At 34.8% G+C, this 18,050-nt stretch carries 22 protein-coding genes and 2 pseudogenes; 8 read left to right on the top strand and 16 right to left on the bottom strand.

What is annotated here, in order from left to right; all coding sequences use genetic code 11:
- Positions 1–18: 18 nt before the first annotated feature.
- The 3 genes from ACM6HU_RS19045 to ACM6HU_RS19055 all read right to left on the bottom strand — a co-directional run bounded on the left by ACM6HU_RS19045 (position 19) and on the right by ACM6HU_RS19055 (position 3,102).
- Positions 19–546, bottom strand: a complete 528-nt coding sequence (locus ACM6HU_RS19045; protein ID WP_016114645.1) for a hypothetical protein — start codon at positions 544–546, stop codon at positions 19–21.
- A gap of 90 nt (positions 547–636) precedes the next feature.
- Positions 637–2,325, bottom strand: coding sequence for a formate--tetrahydrofolate ligase (locus ACM6HU_RS19050; RefSeq protein WP_033671148.1), 1,689 nt, complete (start codon positions 2,323–2,325; stop codon positions 637–639).
- A 99-nt stretch (positions 2,326–2,424) separates the two neighbouring features.
- Positions 2,425–3,102, bottom strand: a complete 678-nt coding sequence (locus ACM6HU_RS19055; RefSeq protein WP_016114643.1) for a class I SAM-dependent methyltransferase — start codon at positions 3,100–3,102, stop codon at positions 2,425–2,427.
- A gap of 205 nt (positions 3,103–3,307) precedes the next feature.
- Here ACM6HU_RS19055 and ACM6HU_RS19060 point away from each other — a divergent pair, with 205 nt between their 5' ends.
- Complete coding sequence (locus tag ACM6HU_RS19060) at positions 3,308–3,646, top strand: hypothetical protein (protein ID WP_016114642.1); 339 nt, start codon at positions 3,308–3,310, stop codon at positions 3,644–3,646.
- A gap of 27 nt (positions 3,647–3,673) precedes the next feature.
- On the opposite strand, the gene ACM6HU_RS19065 is transcribed toward ACM6HU_RS19060, so the two are convergent.
- The 4 genes from ACM6HU_RS19065 to ytfJ all read right to left on the bottom strand — a co-directional run bounded on the left by ACM6HU_RS19065 (position 3,674) and on the right by ytfJ (position 5,690).
- Entirely contained in the window at positions 3,674–3,886 is a 213-nt protein-coding gene (locus ACM6HU_RS19065) for a hypothetical protein (RefSeq protein WP_016114641.1), read from the bottom strand.
- A gap of 69 nt (positions 3,887–3,955) precedes the next feature.
- Complete coding sequence (locus ACM6HU_RS19070) at positions 3,956–4,276, bottom strand: hypothetical protein (protein WP_016114640.1); 321 nt, start codon at positions 4,274–4,276, stop codon at positions 3,956–3,958.
- Positions 4,277–4,327: 51 nt separating this feature from the next.
- Positions 4,328–5,104, bottom strand: a complete 777-nt coding sequence (locus tag ACM6HU_RS19075) for a hypothetical protein (RefSeq protein ID WP_016114639.1) — start codon at positions 5,102–5,104, stop codon at positions 4,328–4,330.
- Between the two features lie 160 nt (positions 5,105–5,264).
- Entirely contained in the window at positions 5,265–5,690 is a 426-nt protein-coding gene (gene ytfJ / locus ACM6HU_RS19080) for a GerW family sporulation protein (RefSeq protein ID WP_000349994.1), read from the bottom strand.
- Positions 5,691–5,822: 132 nt separating this feature from the next.
- Between ytfJ and ACM6HU_RS19085 the strand changes: the two genes are divergently transcribed.
- Both ACM6HU_RS19085 and ACM6HU_RS19090 read left to right on the top strand, forming a co-directional pair.
- Positions 5,823–5,945 carry a hypothetical protein gene (locus ACM6HU_RS19085; RefSeq protein ID WP_016114638.1) on the top strand — a complete coding sequence of 41 codons (123 nt, stop codon included), beginning with the start codon at positions 5,823–5,825 and terminating at the stop codon, positions 5,943–5,945.
- 62 nt (positions 5,946–6,007) lie between these two features.
- A pseudogene (locus tag ACM6HU_RS19090) lies at positions 6,008–6,520 on the top strand (GNAT family N-acetyltransferase); the annotation flags it as partial.
- 107 nt (positions 6,521–6,627) lie between these two features.
- Here the strand turns inward: ACM6HU_RS19090 and ACM6HU_RS19095 are convergent.
- Together ACM6HU_RS19095 and ACM6HU_RS19100 are read right to left on the bottom strand one after the other, a co-directional pair.
- Positions 6,628–6,969 (bottom strand): YolD-like family protein, encoded by a 342-nt coding sequence (locus ACM6HU_RS19095; protein ID WP_016114636.1) that lies wholly within the window; start codon positions 6,967–6,969, stop codon positions 6,628–6,630.
- A 171-nt stretch (positions 6,970–7,140) separates the two neighbouring features.
- Positions 7,141–7,317 (bottom strand): annotated as a pseudogene (locus ACM6HU_RS19100) (DNA repair protein MucB); the annotation flags it as partial.
- A 236-nt stretch (positions 7,318–7,553) separates the two neighbouring features.
- Between ACM6HU_RS19100 and ACM6HU_RS19105 the strand changes: the two are divergent.
- Positions 7,554–8,192 (top strand): hypothetical protein, encoded by a 639-nt coding sequence (locus ACM6HU_RS19105; RefSeq protein ID WP_016114635.1) that lies wholly within the window; start codon positions 7,554–7,556, stop codon positions 8,190–8,192.
- Positions 8,193–8,680: 488 nt separating this feature from the next.
- Here the strand turns inward: ACM6HU_RS19105 and ACM6HU_RS19110 are convergent, their stop codons facing one another.
- The 5 genes from ACM6HU_RS19110 to ACM6HU_RS19130 are packed head-to-tail and all read right to left on the bottom strand — an operon-like array spanning position 8,681 to position 11,130.
- Positions 8,681–9,118 (bottom strand): GNAT family N-acetyltransferase, encoded by a 438-nt coding sequence (locus tag ACM6HU_RS19110; RefSeq protein ID WP_016114634.1) that lies wholly within the window; start codon positions 9,116–9,118, stop codon positions 8,681–8,683.
- A 4-nt stretch (positions 9,119–9,122) separates the two neighbouring features.
- The gene (locus ACM6HU_RS19115) at positions 9,123–9,503 is read right to left on the bottom strand and encodes a hypothetical protein (protein WP_016114633.1); all 381 of its coding nucleotides are present in this window, start codon (positions 9,501–9,503) and stop codon (positions 9,123–9,125) included.
- 23 nt (positions 9,504–9,526) lie between these two features.
- Positions 9,527–10,012: a GNAT family N-acetyltransferase gene (locus tag ACM6HU_RS19120; protein WP_016114632.1), complete on the bottom strand. Its 486-nt coding sequence runs from the start codon at positions 10,010–10,012 to the stop codon at positions 9,527–9,529.
- Complete coding sequence (locus tag ACM6HU_RS19125) at positions 10,009–10,557, bottom strand: 2'-5' RNA ligase family protein (protein ID WP_016114631.1); 549 nt, start codon at positions 10,555–10,557, stop codon at positions 10,009–10,011. The genes ACM6HU_RS19120 and ACM6HU_RS19125 overlap by 4 nt, the downstream gene beginning before the upstream one ends.
- Positions 10,558–10,563: 6 nt before the next feature.
- Positions 10,564–11,130, bottom strand: coding sequence for a GNAT family N-acetyltransferase (locus tag ACM6HU_RS19130; protein ID WP_016114630.1), 567 nt, complete (start codon positions 11,128–11,130; stop codon positions 10,564–10,566).
- 139 nt (positions 11,131–11,269) lie between these two features.
- Between ACM6HU_RS19130 and ACM6HU_RS19135 the strand changes: the two genes are divergently transcribed.
- The gene (locus ACM6HU_RS19135) at positions 11,270–12,172 is read left to right on the top strand and encodes an ABC transporter permease subunit (RefSeq protein WP_016114629.1); all 903 of its coding nucleotides are present in this window, start codon (positions 11,270–11,272) and stop codon (positions 12,170–12,172) included.
- On the top strand, positions 12,169–13,209 hold the full coding sequence (locus ACM6HU_RS19140; protein WP_016114628.1) for an ABC transporter permease: 1,041 nt from the start codon (positions 12,169–12,171) through the stop codon (positions 13,207–13,209). Before ACM6HU_RS19135 ends, ACM6HU_RS19140 begins: the two co-directional genes overlap by 4 nt.
- 657 nt (positions 13,210–13,866) lie before the next feature.
- Here the strand turns inward: ACM6HU_RS19140 and ACM6HU_RS19145 are convergent.
- Positions 13,867–14,292, bottom strand: a complete 426-nt coding sequence (locus ACM6HU_RS19145) for a GNAT family N-acetyltransferase (protein ID WP_016114627.1) — start codon at positions 14,290–14,292, stop codon at positions 13,867–13,869.
- 130 nt (positions 14,293–14,422) lie between these two features.
- On the opposite strand from ACM6HU_RS19145, the gene ACM6HU_RS19150 reads away from it, so the two are divergent.
- Complete coding sequence (locus ACM6HU_RS19150) at positions 14,423–15,844, top strand: PLP-dependent aminotransferase family protein (protein WP_016114626.1); 1,422 nt, start codon at positions 14,423–14,425, stop codon at positions 15,842–15,844.
- 26 nt (positions 15,845–15,870) lie between these two features.
- On the opposite strand, the gene ACM6HU_RS19155 is transcribed toward ACM6HU_RS19150, so the two are convergent.
- Complete coding sequence (locus ACM6HU_RS19155; protein WP_003197206.1) at positions 15,871–16,728, bottom strand: YitT family protein; 858 nt, start codon at positions 16,726–16,728, stop codon at positions 15,871–15,873.
- A 418-nt stretch (positions 16,729–17,146) separates the two neighbouring features.
- Here ACM6HU_RS19155 and ACM6HU_RS19160 point away from each other — a divergent pair, with 418 nt between their 5' ends.
- Positions 17,147–18,016 carry a GNAT family N-acetyltransferase gene (locus ACM6HU_RS19160; protein ID WP_016114624.1) on the top strand — a complete coding sequence of 290 codons (870 nt, stop codon included), beginning with the start codon at positions 17,147–17,149 and terminating at the stop codon, positions 18,014–18,016.
- Positions 18,017–18,050: the final 34 nt, after the last annotated feature.

An 18,050-nucleotide genomic window follows, 5' to 3' on the forward strand; every position in this document is an offset into this window, starting at 1 on the left:
TGTTTTTCTCCTTTATCTCTATTTTTGAAGAAAATGTTGTATTGTTCGCACTGTTTCTATCATGTGAGAAATAACAGTTATTAAATCATCAACATGGTCTTCTGTAATCGCTTTTTGAAATAGAACCTCTACCTTATTATGATATGAAATCGCTTGCTTATTATATTCGTATGAAATTTCCTGCGTAATCATTCGCTCTTTTCCCCAAATAGATTGTACTAACGATTCGATCTCTTGACAATCTGTTTCTGGGTGCTGTAACGGAAATGCAAATTGCAGTTTCAGTTCACAACCTGGTATAAACTGCGGCACTTCTAAAATCTCACCTGATAAATTTTTCGCATCTACTGACAGTGAGAATGTCGCTTCTACTAACGGTTTAAACTGTTCAGTTAATTGAAATGAAATATGATATATACGGCTTAGCGATGCAAGGTCCATCATATCTTTTCGATCCGTTACAAGAATATCACCATGTAAATCAAAATCATAGACAGCTCCTTCAACGATTACTTTTAAATTTTCAAAAGCAGTTGGATCAAACATAATTTCCTCCAAAAAACAGGCGCCTTTCGATGGAAAGGCGCCACTTGATGTATATATAGTTTACAGATAAACGTGATGAATTACAACCTTTTAGAATAAACCTACTGCTTTTCCATCTGCATTTACGTCCATTTGAAGTGCCGCAGGCTGTTTTGGAAGACCTGGCATTGTTAACATTGTTCCTGTTAACGCTACAATAAACCCTGCACCAATCGATGGTTTCAATTCACGAATTGTAACAATAAAGTCAGATGGTCGACCTAATTTTGTTGCATCATCAGAAAGAGAATATTGTGTTTTCGCCATACATACTGGCAGGTTGCTCCAACCTTCTCCTGCAAATTGAGCCAATTGCTTACGAGCTTTTGGAGCAAATTCGATATCTTTTGCACCGTATACTTTTTGAGCAATTGTACGGATTTTTTCTTCTAATGGCAATTCTAATTCGTAAAGTGGTGCGTATTTGTTGTCACCTTTTTCAATTACTTTTAATACTTTCTCAGCAAGGTCTACACCACCTTGGCCGCCTTTTTCCCAAACTTCTGTTAAGGATACTTCGTAGCCACGCTCATTGCACCATTCTTGTAAGTATGCAACTTCCGCATCTGTATCTGTAATGAATTTATTAATTGCGATTACGAATGGAACACCGAACGCTTGAATTGTTTCAACATGTTTTTGTAAGTTTTCCATTCCTTTTGCTAGCGCATCTATATTTTCTTCTTTCAGCTGATCTCTCGCCACACCGCCGTGCATTTTAAGCGCACGAATTGTCGCAACGATAACGACTGCTTCTGGTTTAATACCAGCTGCACGCGCTTTAATATCTAAGAATTTTTCAGCACCTAAGTCCGCACCGAAACCAGCTTCCGTGATTACATAATCGCCTAATTTTGCTGCCATTGTTGTAGCGATAACACTGTTACAACCGTGAGCGATATTAGCGAATGGTCCGCCATGAATGATTGCTGGTGTATTTTCTAATGTTTGTACTAAGTTTGGTTTTAACGCATCTTTTAATAGAAGTGTTAACGCTCCTTCTACGCCTAAATCTTTAACTGTTACAGGCTCGTTGTCCATATTATAAGCAACGACAATGCGAGATAAACGTGCTTTTAAATCTTGAATATCTGTCGCAAGGCAGAATACAGCCATAATTTCAGATGCTACTGTAATATCAAAACCGTCTTCACGCGGTACACCTTGAACCGGCCCACCAAGACCAATTACTACATTACGCAGTGCACGGTCATTTAAATCGACACAACGCTTCCATACGATTTTTCGCGTATCAATCTTAAGTGTATTTCCTTGTTGAATATGGTTATCGATAAACGCTGCTAATGCGTTATTTGCAGTTGTAATGGCATGAATATCACCAGTAAAGTGAAGATTGATATCTTCCATTGGTACAACTTGTGAATAACCTCCACCTGCTGCACCACCCTTTAGTCCCATTGTTGGTCCAAGTGATGGTTCACGAAGTGCAATTACTGCTTTTTTACCAATTTTATTAAAAGCTTGACCTAGACCAACTGTTACTGTTGATTTACCTTCTCCTGCTGGAGTCGGGTTAATCGCTGTTACTAAAACAACTTTTCCGTCTTTCTCAGTTTGTAAGCGCTTAAAAATATCAAGAGATAATTTTCCTTTATAATGACCATAAGGCTCTAGTTCTTCTTCTAAAATGTTTAACTCCGCTGCAATCTCTTGAATTTTCTTCATACTTGCTTCTTGTGCAATTTCAATATCGGATTTAACTGTTGTAGTAGTTGTCATATACCCTAGTCCCCCTTTAATTGGTTCTGCCCATATTGTATCAGTTTTTTGTATTTTCTGCACTTATTTACCTCCTAAATTTGCGCATTTCGTTGTACTTTATTTTTTCAACATAAATACCCATAAAAATGTTAGTGCTTGCTGCAGTTCTACCGATAATTGTCCAAGCATCTTTTCATTTACTCCTCGTTTATATACGCCTATACCATTCACTACTTGGAACCCTTGCTCCTCTGCAAGCTTTTCAAATTCCCAAGGCATCATCGTATTACAAACGACATCTTTTCCATATAAACGAGGATAGCTATTTTCACGCGGTTTTGCTGTCGGTCCTAAAATAGCAATACACGCATATCCATCTGGTTTCAAAACACGCTTTATCTCGTTTAACGCCTGTAGTGGCTGTTCTGTCCATTCTAACGAGTTCACTGCTAATATGGCTGGAAATTGCTCATTTTCAAAGGGCAATGAAGAAAGATCTCCCTTTACAAATGACAAATTAGGCCCTTCTCCGCGTTCCTTTCCCTTTTGAATCATTTGTTCGGATAAATCTATACCACACGCCTTATATCCTGCGAGACTTAATTTATATGTACCATATCCATCACCACATCCGACATCTAAAACTGCCACACCATTTTCTACATACTTTTCAAAAAACGGGATGATTGTACTCCGACTCCCATGATCCCACATTTCTTGACTATTTTGATTCCAAGATTCCGCATTGTTGTCCCACTTTTTTTCTGCTGATTTATGCCAATTAAACTTTGTCATGTTTCCCCCTACTTTCACTTGTTTTCATTCATTTCATTCTACATCATTTTCCTATATTCCTGTTTATTCTCATGGAGAGATGGATAAGATAGCAACAGACTCATGCATTCTCCAAATTTTGCTTAACTTGGATATAACTCATACTCATATTCTCTTCTTTATGAAAAATAATAAAGATACACCCAATTGAAAGAGAGGGATGTACATGCCTAAAAAGCGAACACATCATTTTAAGAGTGGTGAAAAAAACGAAGAATATGCAGCTGAAATCTCGCCAGGGCGTCTTCCAATTAGACATAGACGGAAAGAAATTGCACATGAAATAGAAGGTACAAACACTGGTACACTTATCGGTTATGTAGCACTGTTTCTTTCTTTATTCTCGATTGCCTTTTATCCAGTTACCCTTGGTTCCCTTTCCATTTTAATTGGCTTATTGGCTGTTAATTTTGGAGCAAAAACACTCGGATATACAGCCATTGGGTTTGGTAGTTTTTCTGTTTTATTTACATTATTGTATCCACTTGCTTTATCAGCATTATAAAAACACACCAAGTATTACTTGGTGTGTTCACTCATGATACAACATAATATGTCCACATCCGCAGCAATGTTTTGCTGTAATTTCTTGAAACACTGGATAATTCTCTTCATTCCGATGTTCAATAAATACCTTTTCAAAACGATACATGTTAGGTGCATATGCCCAGTCTTGTTTCGTACGTGCATATAATGTAGATGAAAAAAATTCTTCTCCACCACAAACTACACATATTTTTTTCATTCTCATCCCTCCTATGCTTGTCTTACTTCATCTATATGAACATATGCATAAAAAAAAGACCTTCTATAATTAGAAAGTCTTTTCCGTAACAAAAAGAAATGTACCAAATATGCCTATTCCGCTATACTCTTTCTGTTTACCATTTTCCATTTCAAAAGTTTGTTTCACTGTTATAAAAAATACACCGTTTCGTGTATTCGTACTTACAAACTTCATCTTTTGTTCTTTCTCATCTACATTTTGTGTACATTCAAAGCTATCTTGATTACAAATCAATGCATACTTATCCTCTAAGTAAGACCTGAAATCAGATTCTTTCGGACAAGTTAAAAGTAGTACTGCAACAAGGATAATGCTGACAATACCTACCGCTATATAATATTTCTTCATTTTTTCTCCTTTCAAAAAACAAGAAAACTTGACCTAAATCGTCAAGTTCTCTTAGTCCACAACCCATTGCCACTCTTGTTCTTTCTTATCAAAAATAAGCCAGCCAGTTTCGGTTGCACCTTCTTTTAATTCCTCTATGTTATCTAGTACTTCATCCGTACTTTCATACGAACCAACTACATATACAGGAATCTCTAAACCTCTTCTTGACTCAATTTTCCCCGCTAAATCAATATACAGCCCGTCTTCCATTAATGGAACAAGCCCAAGAATAACTTCTTTTGAAATTGCTGGGAATATTTTCGATTTTTGAAAGAAAGAAAATCGTTTTTTTCCAAATGAACCTAGTTTGTACGGAATTACTTTGCTAAGCATTCCTACAAAATCAGCGATTCTACGGTAATACACTTTGTTGTACCAACCGTCATCATGTGAAAAATAGACAAATCTATTTTTCAAAAGTGGGAAAAACGCTCTCCCAAGTGGTTCTTTTTTGTGAGCCAAATATAACAATTCTGCAATTTCCTTTGGCTCCAATTCATCTAAATCGCTTGCGTCATCAAAATCCACCCAACAAAACTCATCAAATTCATCAATCTCTGCTTTAATTAATTTATGTATGTTTTCTTCTTCGACATATTCAAATAAAGTATGATAGTGAAAATCAGTCCACTCAAAATTATGTTTCAAAAGCAACACTTGATGAAGCGGTGATGGGATATTACTTGCAAACTCTTCAAATGTAATTCCAGATGTAATAAAACAATGACCCCGACGATTACCATTAATATATATCATATTTTTTACTTGGTCAGATCCTCCAGACAAAGCACCTAGCCACCTTCGTTTTATATGTTTCAATTCTATAGCATATTTTAACATGAAAAATTTTAGAAACATAGAAAAAACTTCAAAAACTATTTACAATTTCATGAGTTTTATTACATACTGATTACAAGAAAAAAAGCCTGTTGAAAAACAGGCTTTTTTACGCGATTTCGTCTGGATTTTGCGGATGATGATTTTCAGTATGCTTTTCGTTTTTTTGAAAAATGGATTGAATCTTATCAATTGTTTGTGGCGCTAACTCAATCATTTTTTCAGCTAGGTGTGTGGCATTTTGTAAGTGAAGAATATTTACTCCATCTTTATTCACTACAAGAAAGGCTACTGGAGTAATGGAAACACCACCTGCGCTCCCTCCGCCAAATGCCGGATTACCTTGTGCTCTTTGACCATCATTTGTTTGAAAATCCGATCCACCTGCTCCAAATCCAAACGCTACTTTGGAAACAGTTAACACTACACCGCCGTCAGCCGTCTGAACAGGCTCTCCAACAATCGTATTAACATCGACCATTTCCTTTAAATTTTCCATTGCTGCTTTCATTAATCCTTGAATTGGATGATCCACCGTTCATAACCTCCTTTGTCATATCTTTCCTAGTTTTTCCGAAACCTTGTGAACTAAACATAAAATTTTATATTGATTTCAAAAATGATAAGTAATAATATTTAGAAAAAACAAACTAAAGAGGGGATTATAATGATACGGAAGCTAACAAAGAGTGATCATGAACAAGTACTGGCCTTTTTAACGCTTTATCCGAAAGAATTCTCCTTCCTCAAGCGTGTGCAGGGCGATAGCTCAACGGTAGGTGGGAGATGACTTTCGGTTTGGCGTTAGCCAAAAAGTACTTGCTATTATTTTTATTTTCGCTCTGATATAATCAGTCTTATATTGTAGAAAAATTTGAAGACATACAAGACATACAACTTGGCACAAAAAATAAAATGTACTTTTGTGAATGTAAAGATGATACTGCACTACCTAAAACAATGCTTCATACTGCAATCACACTAGCAACCATAGATGATGTTGAGCAAATTATGAAGCTCCGAAGCAACATTGAAGAATTCCCTCAAACAGGACAATCAGAAAAGATTTTGCGGCAATCACTCGAAGCAAATACAGGACGCACTTACTACATTGAAAAGAAAGGAGAAATCATCTCTTCCGCTTCCACATCAGCTGAAAATTCCTTATCTGCAATGGTCGTTGGAGTATGTACTCATTCAAATTATCGTGTCAAGGGATATGCTTCACTCATATTACAAAAAATGATTCAGGATTTTATTAAAGAAGGAAGAACTCTTTGCTTATTTTATAACAACCCAGCTGCTGGATGGATTTATAAGCGGTTAGGTTTTAAGGATATTGGAATGTGGACGATGTATCGGTAAATTTGGATATTTATTAATAAAGTGAAACTTTAATCAGTGGGATCCCCCACTGATTATTAGCTCTCACCAATTGGACTACATAATGAAATTTATCCTGTTATTCCATTCTATTCAACAGCAATTATATCGATAAAATTAAAAGTGCTCTTGTGATAAAATGCATCCGTACATATTACATTCTTTCTTTTAGGATCGATATCAATAACCGTCATATAACTAGTAAGGACATAACCATCTTCATAATATGTAATTAATATTTCCTCTTCGGATAACAACGAGAATAATAACTTATTCTCGTTCATTTCTTTCGCATCTTGAGTCAGTATTGGTCGTGGTACTTTCGTTTTTTCTTCAATAATCTTTCGTATACCAGCAAATTGTTCCGGCATAGATACAAATGGTGTCCACTTTACCATCCCTCTTCCTTTTGACATGTTTGCGTTATTCATGATTTATGTCCCCCTATAATAAAGTATTTCTATATCTTGCTGTCGCGATACTTGTATAAGATACGTCACGCAAAATACTATTTTTACCGAAACGATTGCGTATTTCATCCATCACTTTTGTTAGTTTCATTTCTTTTTCGCGCTATATTACATTATCAAAAAGAGAAATTTCTTAAGTAGTGGCGTCGCTGCCAGAACAATTGAACCATTACGATTTACGTCCTCTACTACCGCTAGCTTCGTACGCAAAGGGTCCAGACCCATTTTGATACATGATACACCTGCATAAAAACTACGAAGATCTACACACAAAATAATTCGATTAGGTAAAAGAGAATAATCATACAAGATAATCGTTCTTTTAGAAGTCTTTTTTAAGAAAATATTGGTTAAAACAAAAAAGCGCTGACTCTCAATTGATGATTTTCATCTGAGTCAAACTTCATTTTATATTCAAAAATTCGAATGTAAAGCTTATCAATCCCCTCTAAACGTATGAAAAAAAATGATTTGGACATGAGCACATAGTAATAGATGTTCTCATACCGTGATATATATGTGTTCAAAAAAGGAGTGTATTCATTATGTACCCTTATTGGCAATCCTATTATTTCACACACGATGCCCCTTATTTAAATTGGAATCCAACAGCTACATTTTCACCCGTACGGAATTACCGTGTCAGTAAAAATGAAGTTGATTTAAAAAGTTATATGCGTTCACTATGGGAACAACATGTTGCTTGGACCAGATTGGCTATCATTAGCATTATTTTCAATTTACCTGATGTTAACTTTACGATTACACGCCTCCTTCAAAACGCTCCAGATATGGGAAATTCTCTTAAACCTTTCTACGGTGACAATGCAGCAAAAAAATACAGTGATTTGATAAAAGATCACTTAGTGATTGCTGCCGATCTTGTCAAAGTAGCAAAAACTGGTAATCAAAACGCCGCATCAATTGCAGAGAAAAAATGGTACGCCAATGCAGACGACATTGTTGAATTTTTAAGTAGTGTAAATCCGCATATACCTAAAGAAGAATTTAGGAAAATGTTTTATGAACACCTAGCATTGACTAAAGCGGAAGCAGTAGCCATTCTAAGTAAAGATTATCAAGCAGGTGTTCAATTGTATGACAAAATTGAGAAAGAAGCTTTAGAAATGGCGGATGCACTTACTGAAGGAATAATAAAGCAATTTCCTCAACTATTTCAATAAAGTGAAACTTTAATCAGCGGGAATTTTCTTCTTTCCCCATCTTACTTCTTTTTTTGCTGAATTTTGAAGTGGGTGTCTTACTACCCTCGAATAGCTAAATAAAAAAGGGACCGATTCTTTCAAAAGAATGGTATTATCCCCTTTAGGTAGACAGTGTAAAAAAGACCATGTGCACACATGGATGTTACACTATTACTTGGAGGGGATTTTTCATGACTAAAAAAGGCTCAACTTTTAATACATATTCAGAAGAATTAAAGTTATCAGCTGTTCAAAGTTATTTAAACGGAGAAGGAAGAGTGTATTGAACTCTCGTATTCTCTCTAACAACTGCGTTTCTATACGGAGCTTTCCAACCTCTTTACCATATTTTCATTTACGATTAATACATCATTATTCTGACCAATTTCATTCAAATAATCGGATTGGAACTGTAATTCAGAATATACTTCTTATAAACAACATATTCCTTTTCTTCCCCCTTCAAGCTACTTTTCTTGCTTCAAGGTCATAACTACTTGCCTCTCAACAAATCCAAATTCTTTATACATCTCTTTGGCGAAATTCCCAGCGAATACATTTAAACGTATTTCTTTATACTTTTCTTGCAATCTATCAATTCCTACTTTCATTAGTTTTCGGGATAATCCTTTTTCTCTATACGTTGGAAAAATATATAATTCATAAATGAATCCCATTTTTTCTCCTGAAAAATAATCTGTATTCTCTCCAATTAAAATCCATCCTGCTAGCACATTCTCTTGTTTTACAACTAAATAATACGCTCCTTTTTCTAATAGAGGCTGTGTAATCTCAATCGCTTTTTCTTGGCTTAACTGGCACGTTTCTTTTGTTCCTTCAAAGAGTGATTGTGCTGCAAAATTTAATATTTGCTGAACTTCCTCTTCATTCGCCTTTTGAATCATCCCTTCATCCTCCTATTCCTTCGTCTTCTCTTTCTACAATCGGCATTCGGATATTACTTTCTAGATTCTCTGACTCAATTACAATTGCCATAAGTCCAGTTTCAGTAGTTGTTTCATGGAATTCCCCTCTACTCCAGAAAACAGCTTGACCAGGTTGCACTTTCTTTTTCTTTTTATCTGCGCCACAAACAAAACCATCCCCTTGCACAATAAGAAGCAACTGAGAAACAACTGCTTCATGATACCCGATTATTCCTTTTGGTTGTAAATGCATACAACCAATATGTATATCTTCTTGATGTTTTACTATTTTTGACATAATAAAGTTAGAATGAACCACTGATATGTGATTCCCTACCTTTTCACTGAAATCGAATATTTTCATCTTTTCTCCTCCTAAAACATTCCCTACACATGTAACACCATTCTTACCGTTTGCATCATGCACCCCTCAAAGTCTTCTTCAAACTGTTCTAAAACGGCAAAACCTTTCGCTTTATAAAACGTTTTTCCTTTTTCGTTTGCCGCTTCTACACAAATATAAATCTTCTTAACACCATCTAAAATTGCGATACCTCTTTGCAATAAAGCTGTCCCAATTCCTTTTCCTTGATGCTCCGGTAATAAATAAATAGCCCCTAATTCTGCTTCGTTTTGATGTTTTACAGGTGAAAAATTAGCAAATCCAACAATTTGGTCTTCTACTTCTGCTACGAGTAAGTATGAATGTTCTAAACGTCGTTTCATCATTTCATTTGAATATGCTTGCTTTAAAAATTTATCTTGAATTTCCTGTGGAATGATTCCTTTATATGTATCATGCCAAGCTATTTTTGCCACTTCTTGTACAGCTGTAATGTCCTCTACATTCATTTCTCTAACTACATACGTCATATCGATGTCTCCACTCCTTTTAAATTGTATTCTGCTACTATGCTACAAGAAGCTGAATTCCGATTTTCATAGTTCACTTTAATTAACTTTAAACTTTCTACAACTGCCGTTTGTGCACGAAAACCTTTATATACAAAATCCATTACACGAACAAATTGCTCCTGCTCTAAACGATTGGTAATTGTACAATGTGGTACCCACTTCTCAGGTACATAATACGACTGTGGCTGATCATGAAAATCCGTAAAATGATTATGAAACGATTGATGCAACTCTAGTAATCTTCTTGTTATTGTTGGTGCCAAAAAGATTGTTCCATTTGTAGGGAAGGTACCAACAGAAGAGAATTCAACTAGAAAACACTCTACACTCTCTGTAAACTTTTTAAATTCATGTCTATATGTTTCCAAATCCAAAGTATGATAATCAGCTAATGTAATATGAAGCTCTAAGCCCTCATTATGTACAATGTCCGTTAGTCCTTCCCGAATCTCTTTCACGTGCTTTGAAAACTTCTTATCAAATGTAGCAATAACGGCATACATCTTTCTTCACTCCTTCGCTTCTCTTAATGTTTCCCACTCTTCACGAATCATTCCCATTCGAATAGAATCATAATATGTCCCATTATAGTAACGACAGTTTCGCATTCTACCTTCTAACTTCATCCCAATTTTTTCTGCAACTTTCATCATTCGTTCATTTCCAGACCAAGTCGTTAATCCAACCCTACCAATCTCCATATTTTCGAATAATAAATCTCTATATAGTTGCAAAGCTTCTGTTCCATAACCGCCATTCCAATATGCTGGGTCATAAATGGTGATCCCTATTTCTAACCAGCGTGACGCCTTATATTCCCAATAGAAACCAACTGTTCCAATTATTTCGCCATCAACCTCAATAATAAGTTGAGACAAGGGTTCCTCTCTTAACTTAGATTGTAAATTCTCCTTGTACACCGGGTATTCCTGAATAGAAAATGGAAAGTATGGTGCATCCCACCTTTTCCACTCAGGATTTTCTTCCTTATATATTTGTGAATATAAAGAATGTATATCTTTCTCTTCTATTTTTCTTCCTATCACTTTTTTACCTTGTAAATATATCTGTTCCATATTGCCTCCTATGCTATCAAGTAGAATATTAGAATTTAATGTATCACTAATAATAAAAATAATATACATTCTTCTGAAAAATCAAACAATAAATCCCACTTTGTTGTATAATATTGTAAAAAGATGACGGAGGGATTTGATGTTACACAAAACATCTCAATTTATGATAAAACTTTCATCAATTGTTTTATCACTTTTACTACTATTAAATCTACCTTATTTATTTATCACTCAAGGTGGATTCACCTTTCAACCAATTCAATTTTTCAAACAGATCTTTACTATGTTAAAACAGGTTTTCTCTCCCGAGTCTCTTGTAGTTCTATCATCAGAAGCGAAGTTCGGTAATTTCAAAAAAACACCATTATTTCCAACCGTATTAGAACCTTACATATATTCATTTACTGTTTTGTTTGTAGCTTTCGTTCTTGCACTCTTTATTTCATCTAGCATGGCGTTTTTCTATTTTTTAGCAAAGGATTCTATCAAAAAGTGGATTAACAGATTTATTTTTGTATTAGAAGCTATCCCTGATATGATGATGATGATTTGTTTACAAATGTTTTTCATTTGGTTCCTTCAGAAATTCGGGGAATCTCCTGTCACAATTATTTCTTTTAATGAAAATCGAGCTTATTTACTCCCTATTTTATCTTTAGCAGTCTTACCTACATTACAAATGTTTCGCATGATGATTTTATATATAAAAGAAGAACATGGAAAACAATATGTAGAGGTTGCTTACGGAAAGGGCCTTTCATCAAGTTATATACTATGTATCCATTTATTCAAAAATATATCCATTCACTTCTTCCACCATTTAAAAACAATTTTTGTTTTCTTACTTTCTAACTTGTTCATTTTAGAATTTATTTTTAATATGCAAGGTATCATTCAATTTTTATTTAAGAAGGCTTTTATTTCACCTCCCTCTACATTTATCATACTTATCATGATTATCTTACCGTTTTATATTATTTTTCAAATCACTTCTTTTATGATAAATAGGTGGCAAAAACAAATGAAAGGAGAAACTCTATGAGGTCTATTTGGAAATCAAAACGCTTTTTAATCGGATTCATTTATCTTTTTGTACTACTTACAGCTAGCTTTATTTATAGTTGGTTCTTTAAAGATAGCATACCAGAAGCACCTCTATTGCTTTACAATGACAAGAATGAATTAATTGGCAAGGCACCCTTTTCACCATCTTTAATGCCACCTTTTGGCTCTGACCGTTTTGGAGAATCTATTTTCTTACAAATTTTAGACGGGGCAAAATTCACAATTTTATTTGCTGTCGGAATTAGCTTATTACGTATTTTATTTGGAACATGTGTAGGTATCCTATTAAGTTTATACGCTGCAAAATGCAAAAGATTTTTCCAAGCATGTTCAGAAGTATTTTATTATATTCCCACTTTATTTATCGCATTTATACTCATCACACCGGCTAATATTGTAATCACATCAAATGCGGATCGGCTAAGTCCAAATATTCCATTTACACTTTATCAAGCTATCATACTCATTTTCATTGCTCTACCTACAATTTCTTTATATATTTCATCAGAAGTTGATGAGTTTATGAAGCAAGATTATATAATGAGCTCACAATTAATGGGGGCAAGCCGTTTTCATATTATAAAGAAACATTTGCGTGTCTTATTATTAGACCGAGCATTTGTTTTATTTATGGAGCATATTGTCCAAACACTTATACTTATGATCCATCTAGCATTACTTAACATTATAATCGGTGGAATACAACTGAAAGAAATGGATCTAGGTGAGTTCAAACCTGTTTCACTCTCAAATGATTGGGCAGGCCTTATTGGATTAAATCGTTATGAAATGAATCTTTCATTATGGATTATCTTTTATACACTCGTCACATTCTTTATTACTATACTTTTCATTAAACTCATGACTATTGGAATTCAAGATGCCCTAAAAACAAGAAGTTCACAAGCAGTAATGGTGCAACCTGTTCAAGACCAAAAAATATATGTAAAAAAGAAGGATTCTTTTTCATTTGCTTCTTTAGAGGAAAGAAAACGTTCTTCGTTACATTTGTAAAAAATGATTGAACTTATACAAGAGAAAAACTATTTGTTAATCTATGCCTTTTATATTAATGCATCAATAGTTCCAAGAAGAAATAGGCTGGAGTCGTAACGATAAGAGAGACGTATTTCAAGCAAGCTAATAATGTCTCTTATACACCCATCTATTATTGACAACAGATGTAGCGAATGTGATCAAGGAATTTCCCACGCTTTTTTCTAAAACTGAACGGCTAAAAAAGACAAGGTTCCTAAATTTGAAGCCTACCTTCAAGCAAAAACAGAAATACGCGAAAATCTCGGTAAAGAGTTTGCAGATTGTTTAGCTTATCTATGCAAACTAGCTAATTTTTTTGAGTTCAACTTAAAAGATGAGCTTCACAAATAATTAACCGAAATACAAATTCGCTCTCAAAGCCTACAACATAAAGTGAAACTTTAATCAGTGGGGGTTTTCTTCATCCCCCACTGATTATTAGTTGAACGAATCGGGCTTTTACGGGCAGTTTATCCCCCACCTAACTTCTTTGCTTTTTCTGAATTTTGAGGTGGGGGTATTACTGCTCGTTAATGCGGGATAAAAAATAGGGGGATAAGTTCCCCCTATTTTCTTTCATTAGCTAAATGTCTTAATCTTCTTATCACATTTAGAATCTACTATTTTTCTTCTCTATTGTAACTCTTTACGAAAAGAATAACTTACCTTATCATATCCTTCTCTTTCATAAAATCTATGTGCATCACTTCTTGGAAACGCTGATGTAAGAACGATAGAACTGCAGCCCTTTTCTATCCCCCATTCCTCTATATACGACAGAAGAACCTTTCCATATCCTTCTGATCGATGAACCTCTGCCGTTACAAGATCATATACAAAAACATGTTTCTTATTATAGAAATTCGTACATACCGCTACCCCTGCAAGGCTTACCACCTCATTCTCTTCATTATACAAAGAAAATAATTGATAACGTTCCTCTTTCATCTGATGAAATAAAGACTGTGCTTCCTCTTTTGTAAGTGCAGTTCGTAATTGGTGTAAAACGGGTAATACCTCATCTAATTGCTCTTCTGTTTTTATTTCCTTAACATTCATCACGAATCTCCCCTAACTATTTATAAAATTTTCTAAATGTTATATTATTAGTATAAATAGAGACTGCCCTTTCCTTAAGTGGCAGTTCATTTCTTTTTTATAAGGTCAGCTTTAAAGGAGAGCGCATGCAATGGATTTAACCATTCCTTTACAATTAGAAAGTAAAACACCCATCTATATACAAATTTACGACTACATAAAACAAGAAATCTTAAAGGGAACGCTCCCTGCCAGAACACGTCTCCCTTCTCACCGAAATTTAGCATTACAACTTGGTGTTAGCCGCATTACAGTCGAATCAGCTTATCAGCAATTATCCGCGGAAGGCTATGTGGACAGTAAACCGAAGCGTGGCATATTTGTTACGGAAGTAGATGTAGATGTTATACCAAATAAACAACATGCTCCATCTTACCAATTTGAAAAAAAACAAACAGAACCGCTCTTTTTTGATTGTAGTCAAGGAAACATCGATCAAACAGCCTTTCCACTCTCAAATTGGAAAAGAGCACTACAAGAATGTTTACTCCAATATGAAAACGAATTATTTACAAAAGAAGATCCACAAGGAGAATATATACTTCGTACTCACATTGCAAAATATTTGTATCATGCTCGCGGGGTTCATTGCACACCTAACCAAATTATTATTGGAGCTGGTACACAGCCGCTTCTTTGGTTACTTGTTCAATTACTTGGGAAGCAAAAATCATACGCAATCGAAAATCCTGGATTTCACCGCGTAAAAGCTATTATTCAAAGCTGCGGCATTCCTTTTCATCCTGTTCCATTAGATGAGCAAGGAATGAACATTTCATCTCTCAATAATTGCAATGCGGACGTTGCTTATGTTACACCTTCTCATCAATTTCCATATGGCATGATTATGCCTTTATCAAGGCGGCTTGAGTTATTAAAATGGGCTAATGATCGCTCTGGTTATATTATTGAAGACGATTATGACGGGGAATTTCGCTACGTTGGAAAACCTATTCCCTCACTGCAAGGGCTTGATACAAATGAACGTGTTATTTACATGGGAACTTTTTCAAAATCATTTTTACCTTCCTTAAGAATGGGTTATATTGTTCTTCCAAATCATCTTTTGGATGCTTATAAAAACTTAGGTGGTATCTTCAAACAAACTGTTTCTAAAATACAACAGCTTGCTCTTGCTAACTTCATCCAAAAAGGAGATTGGGATCGGCACTTAAACCGCGTTCGTACATTATATAAGAAAAAACATCATAAACTAGTCAAATCACTTGTGAATCAAATGGGCACTGGTGTTAATATACTTGGGGATCAATCTGGACTTCACATTGTACTACATGTTCATAACGGCATGAATGAACAAGAACTCATTCAATCAGCTGCTGAAAAACATGTAAAACTTTACCCGTTATCCATATACGATTCAGTAAATAACTTACAAAAAGAAGCTCATGTATTATTAGGTTTCGGAGGGATACCGATTGATGCAATCGAAACTGTTGTAACATTATTAAAAGAAGCTTGGTTTACAAAAAAAAGCTGTTCCCTGCAAAAATAATTGCAAGGAACAGCTTTTTCACATGCCTAATCATTTGATGTTTGCCCTGAACGTGATGAGATACCTGGGCGTTTTACGCCAGTTGTTTCCGTTGAATAAGAAGCTTCAATGATGGCACTTGAATCTACAGAGAGAACGAGATCTTTCATCTTCGGATAAATAAAACGGTTTGTAATACAGTAGATAATTCTCTGGTGCTCTCCTAAAAAACCACCTTCTCCATGTAGATACGTAACTGAAAGTTGTAACTCCTTCATAAGAAGTTCACCAATTTCTTTATTCTTACTCGAAATAATCATGACACTCTTGCCTTGATTAATGCCATCTAATATGAAATCAATCATCTTCGTAACAATATAGAAAATTGCAAGTGAGAACATCGCTTGCTCGATTGAAAACAAAATAGCGACAAATACAAAAATAACAGCATTTACAGCAAGTAAAAATGTACTAATCGGCACTTTAAAATGTTTGTTCATCCAGACCGCTAACATTTCTGACCCGTCAATTGCACCGCCCATCTTCACAACAATTCCAACACCAATTCCAAATAATACTCCACCATACAATACAATTAGTAATTCAGACGTTGTGATAGCCGGAAATGGCTTCAAATAAATTAAACCGAGAGTTGTTACAACATTTGCATAGGACGTACGAATAAAGAACTTTTTCCCCATTACTTTTGCAGTAAATAATAAGATAGGAATGTTAAGTCCTAAAAACACACCATAAAGCGGTAATCCAGCAACTTTATTCGCCATAATAGAAATGGCTGTTACCCCACCATCTACCAGTCCATTTGGTGCCAAAATCAACTCCAATGAGCCAGCTACAATAATCGATCCAATTGTTAATAAAACATATTCAAATATTTTTTTCATTGATTACCCCCAAAACAGATATATTTTCTTAGTATTATCATACCGAAAATTCTCTATTTTTTCAAAGAAATGGCTTTATTTACACAAATTCGACACTAATTTGGAAATTTTTATATATTCTATGTCTAAATAATATATAATGATTTTATTGAATTTTTAGAGAAAAGGAGTTTTCTTATGTTACAAGCCCTATTTACCTCCCCTATCCTATCTATAGACACATTACACCCAGGTTATGAAGATCATGCTTTCCGAAAAGGTTACGAAACAATTATGCCTCTTCCTAATTTAGAACAATGTAGGGCACCGTACCGATATTTAATTTATATCGATTATTATCCGTTCAAGGAAATGTGGATTTAGAGGAATGGCTACAACACCCCGCCTTTTTCTAAAATACTCTTAAGGAGATTACAATATGCAGATTCGAAAAAAGAAACGGTTATCAATGACTGAAATTCAGCACATTATAGATTTAGCTCATATTTGTAAACGAAAAGATGGCGTCGATTATCCATCAGACTTGCACGTCAATATTCTTAAGAATCGAAAAGAAAACCAGCTAAACGATTTTCTTTTTTATAACAATGAACAATTAATCGGTGTGTTAAGTATGTATGAATTTGAAAGACCGACGAAACTTGAATTAACAGGATTTGTCCACCCTCATTTCAGAAAACATAAAGTAGGAACTACTCTTTTGCAAACGGCCATGGAAGAAATACAACAACGAGATGTTGATGAAGTCTTACTCATTATAAACGGGGCATCAACCTCTGGAAAAGATTTTGCCAAACAGGCCCACTTACCATACTTATACAGCGAGTACGGTATGGAGTTTCAGTTAGACACACAACAAACAACTATACAAAAAAATACGATTGAGCTTATCCCAGCATCTACTGAACTATTTCCTACTCTTTTAGAAATCTCTAGCAGAGCTTTTGGTGATTCATTGACAAACACATCCTCCTGGTTACAAAAAATAATGTCTTCACCTACTCACCAAGTATATATTTCTCTCATTCATAAACAGCCAATCGGGACCATTACAGTAAATAAACAAAACGGATTTACTTCCTTATCCGGATTTGCTGTTCATCCTTCTTATCAAGGAAAAGGATATGGAAAAAGCATTTTGCAGTACATCATACATCAGCTATTAACTGAGGGAAGAACGAAGATTGAATTAGAAGTTGAAACTAAAAACGATAGTGCTCTAAAACTTTATAAACAGTGTGGTTTTGAGATTACAACAAGGTATGATTATTATAATTTACTAAAATAGAAAAGGACTGAATCTTAGCGATTCAGTCCTTTTC

Origin of the sequence: Bacillus sp. IT-79MI2, from assembly GCF_949768135.1 — a bacterium.
Lineage (GTDB): Bacteria > Bacillota > Bacilli > Bacillales > Bacillaceae_G > Bacillus_A > Bacillus_A pseudomycoides.

Coding starts and splice junctions, on each gene's coding strand:
- ACM6HU_RS19045 (WP_016114645.1), bottom strand. CDS start 546: ATGTTTGATCCAACTGCTTTTGAAAATTTAAAAGTAATCGTTGAAGGA.
- ACM6HU_RS19050 (WP_033671148.1), bottom strand. CDS start 2,325: ATGACAACTACTACAACAGTTAAATCCGATATTGAAATTGCACAAGAA.
- ACM6HU_RS19055 (WP_016114643.1), bottom strand. CDS start 3,102: ATGACAAAGTTTAATTGGCATAAATCAGCAGAAAAAAAGTGGGACAAC.
- ACM6HU_RS19060 (WP_016114642.1), top strand. CDS start 3,308: ATGCCTAAAAAGCGAACACATCATTTTAAGAGTGGTGAAAAAAACGAA.
- ACM6HU_RS19065 (WP_016114641.1), bottom strand. CDS start 3,886: ATGAAAAAAATATGTGTAGTTTGTGGTGGAGAAGAATTTTTTTCATCT.
- ACM6HU_RS19070 (WP_016114640.1), bottom strand. CDS start 4,276: ATGAAGAAATATTATATAGCGGTAGGTATTGTCAGCATTATCCTTGTT.
- ACM6HU_RS19085 (WP_016114638.1), top strand. CDS start 5,823: ATGATACGGAAGCTAACAAAGAGTGATCATGAACAAGTACTGGCCTTT.
- ACM6HU_RS19095 (WP_016114636.1), bottom strand. CDS start 6,969: ATGAATAACGCAAACATGTCAAAAGGAAGAGGGATGGTAAAGTGGACA.
- ACM6HU_RS19105 (WP_016114635.1), top strand. CDS start 7,554: ATGTACCCTTATTGGCAATCCTATTATTTCACACACGATGCCCCTTAT.
- ACM6HU_RS19110 (WP_016114634.1), bottom strand. CDS start 9,118: ATGATTCAAAAGGCGAATGAAGAGGAAGTTCAGCAAATATTAAATTTT.
- ACM6HU_RS19115 (WP_016114633.1), bottom strand. CDS start 9,503: ATGAAAATATTCGATTTCAGTGAAAAGGTAGGGAATCACATATCAGTG.
- ACM6HU_RS19120 (WP_016114632.1), bottom strand. CDS start 10,012: ATGACGTATGTAGTTAGAGAAATGAATGTAGAGGACATTACAGCTGTA.
- ACM6HU_RS19125 (WP_016114631.1), bottom strand. CDS start 10,557: ATGTATGCCGTTATTGCTACATTTGATAAGAAGTTTTCAAAGCACGTG.
- ACM6HU_RS19130 (WP_016114630.1), bottom strand. CDS start 11,130: ATGGAACAGATATATTTACAAGGTAAAAAAGTGATAGGAAGAAAAATA.
- ACM6HU_RS19135 (WP_016114629.1), top strand. CDS start 11,270: ATGTTACACAAAACATCTCAATTTATGATAAAACTTTCATCAATTGTT.
- ACM6HU_RS19140 (WP_016114628.1), top strand. CDS start 12,169: ATGAGGTCTATTTGGAAATCAAAACGCTTTTTAATCGGATTCATTTAT.
- ACM6HU_RS19145 (WP_016114627.1), bottom strand. CDS start 14,292: ATGAATGTTAAGGAAATAAAAACAGAAGAGCAATTAGATGAGGTATTA.
- ACM6HU_RS19150 (WP_016114626.1), top strand. CDS start 14,423: ATGGATTTAACCATTCCTTTACAATTAGAAAGTAAAACACCCATCTAT.
- ACM6HU_RS19155 (WP_003197206.1), bottom strand. CDS start 16,728: ATGAAAAAAATATTTGAATATGTTTTATTAACAATTGGATCGATTATT.
- ACM6HU_RS19160 (WP_016114624.1), top strand. CDS start 17,147: ATGCAGATTCGAAAAAAGAAACGGTTATCAATGACTGAAATTCAGCAC.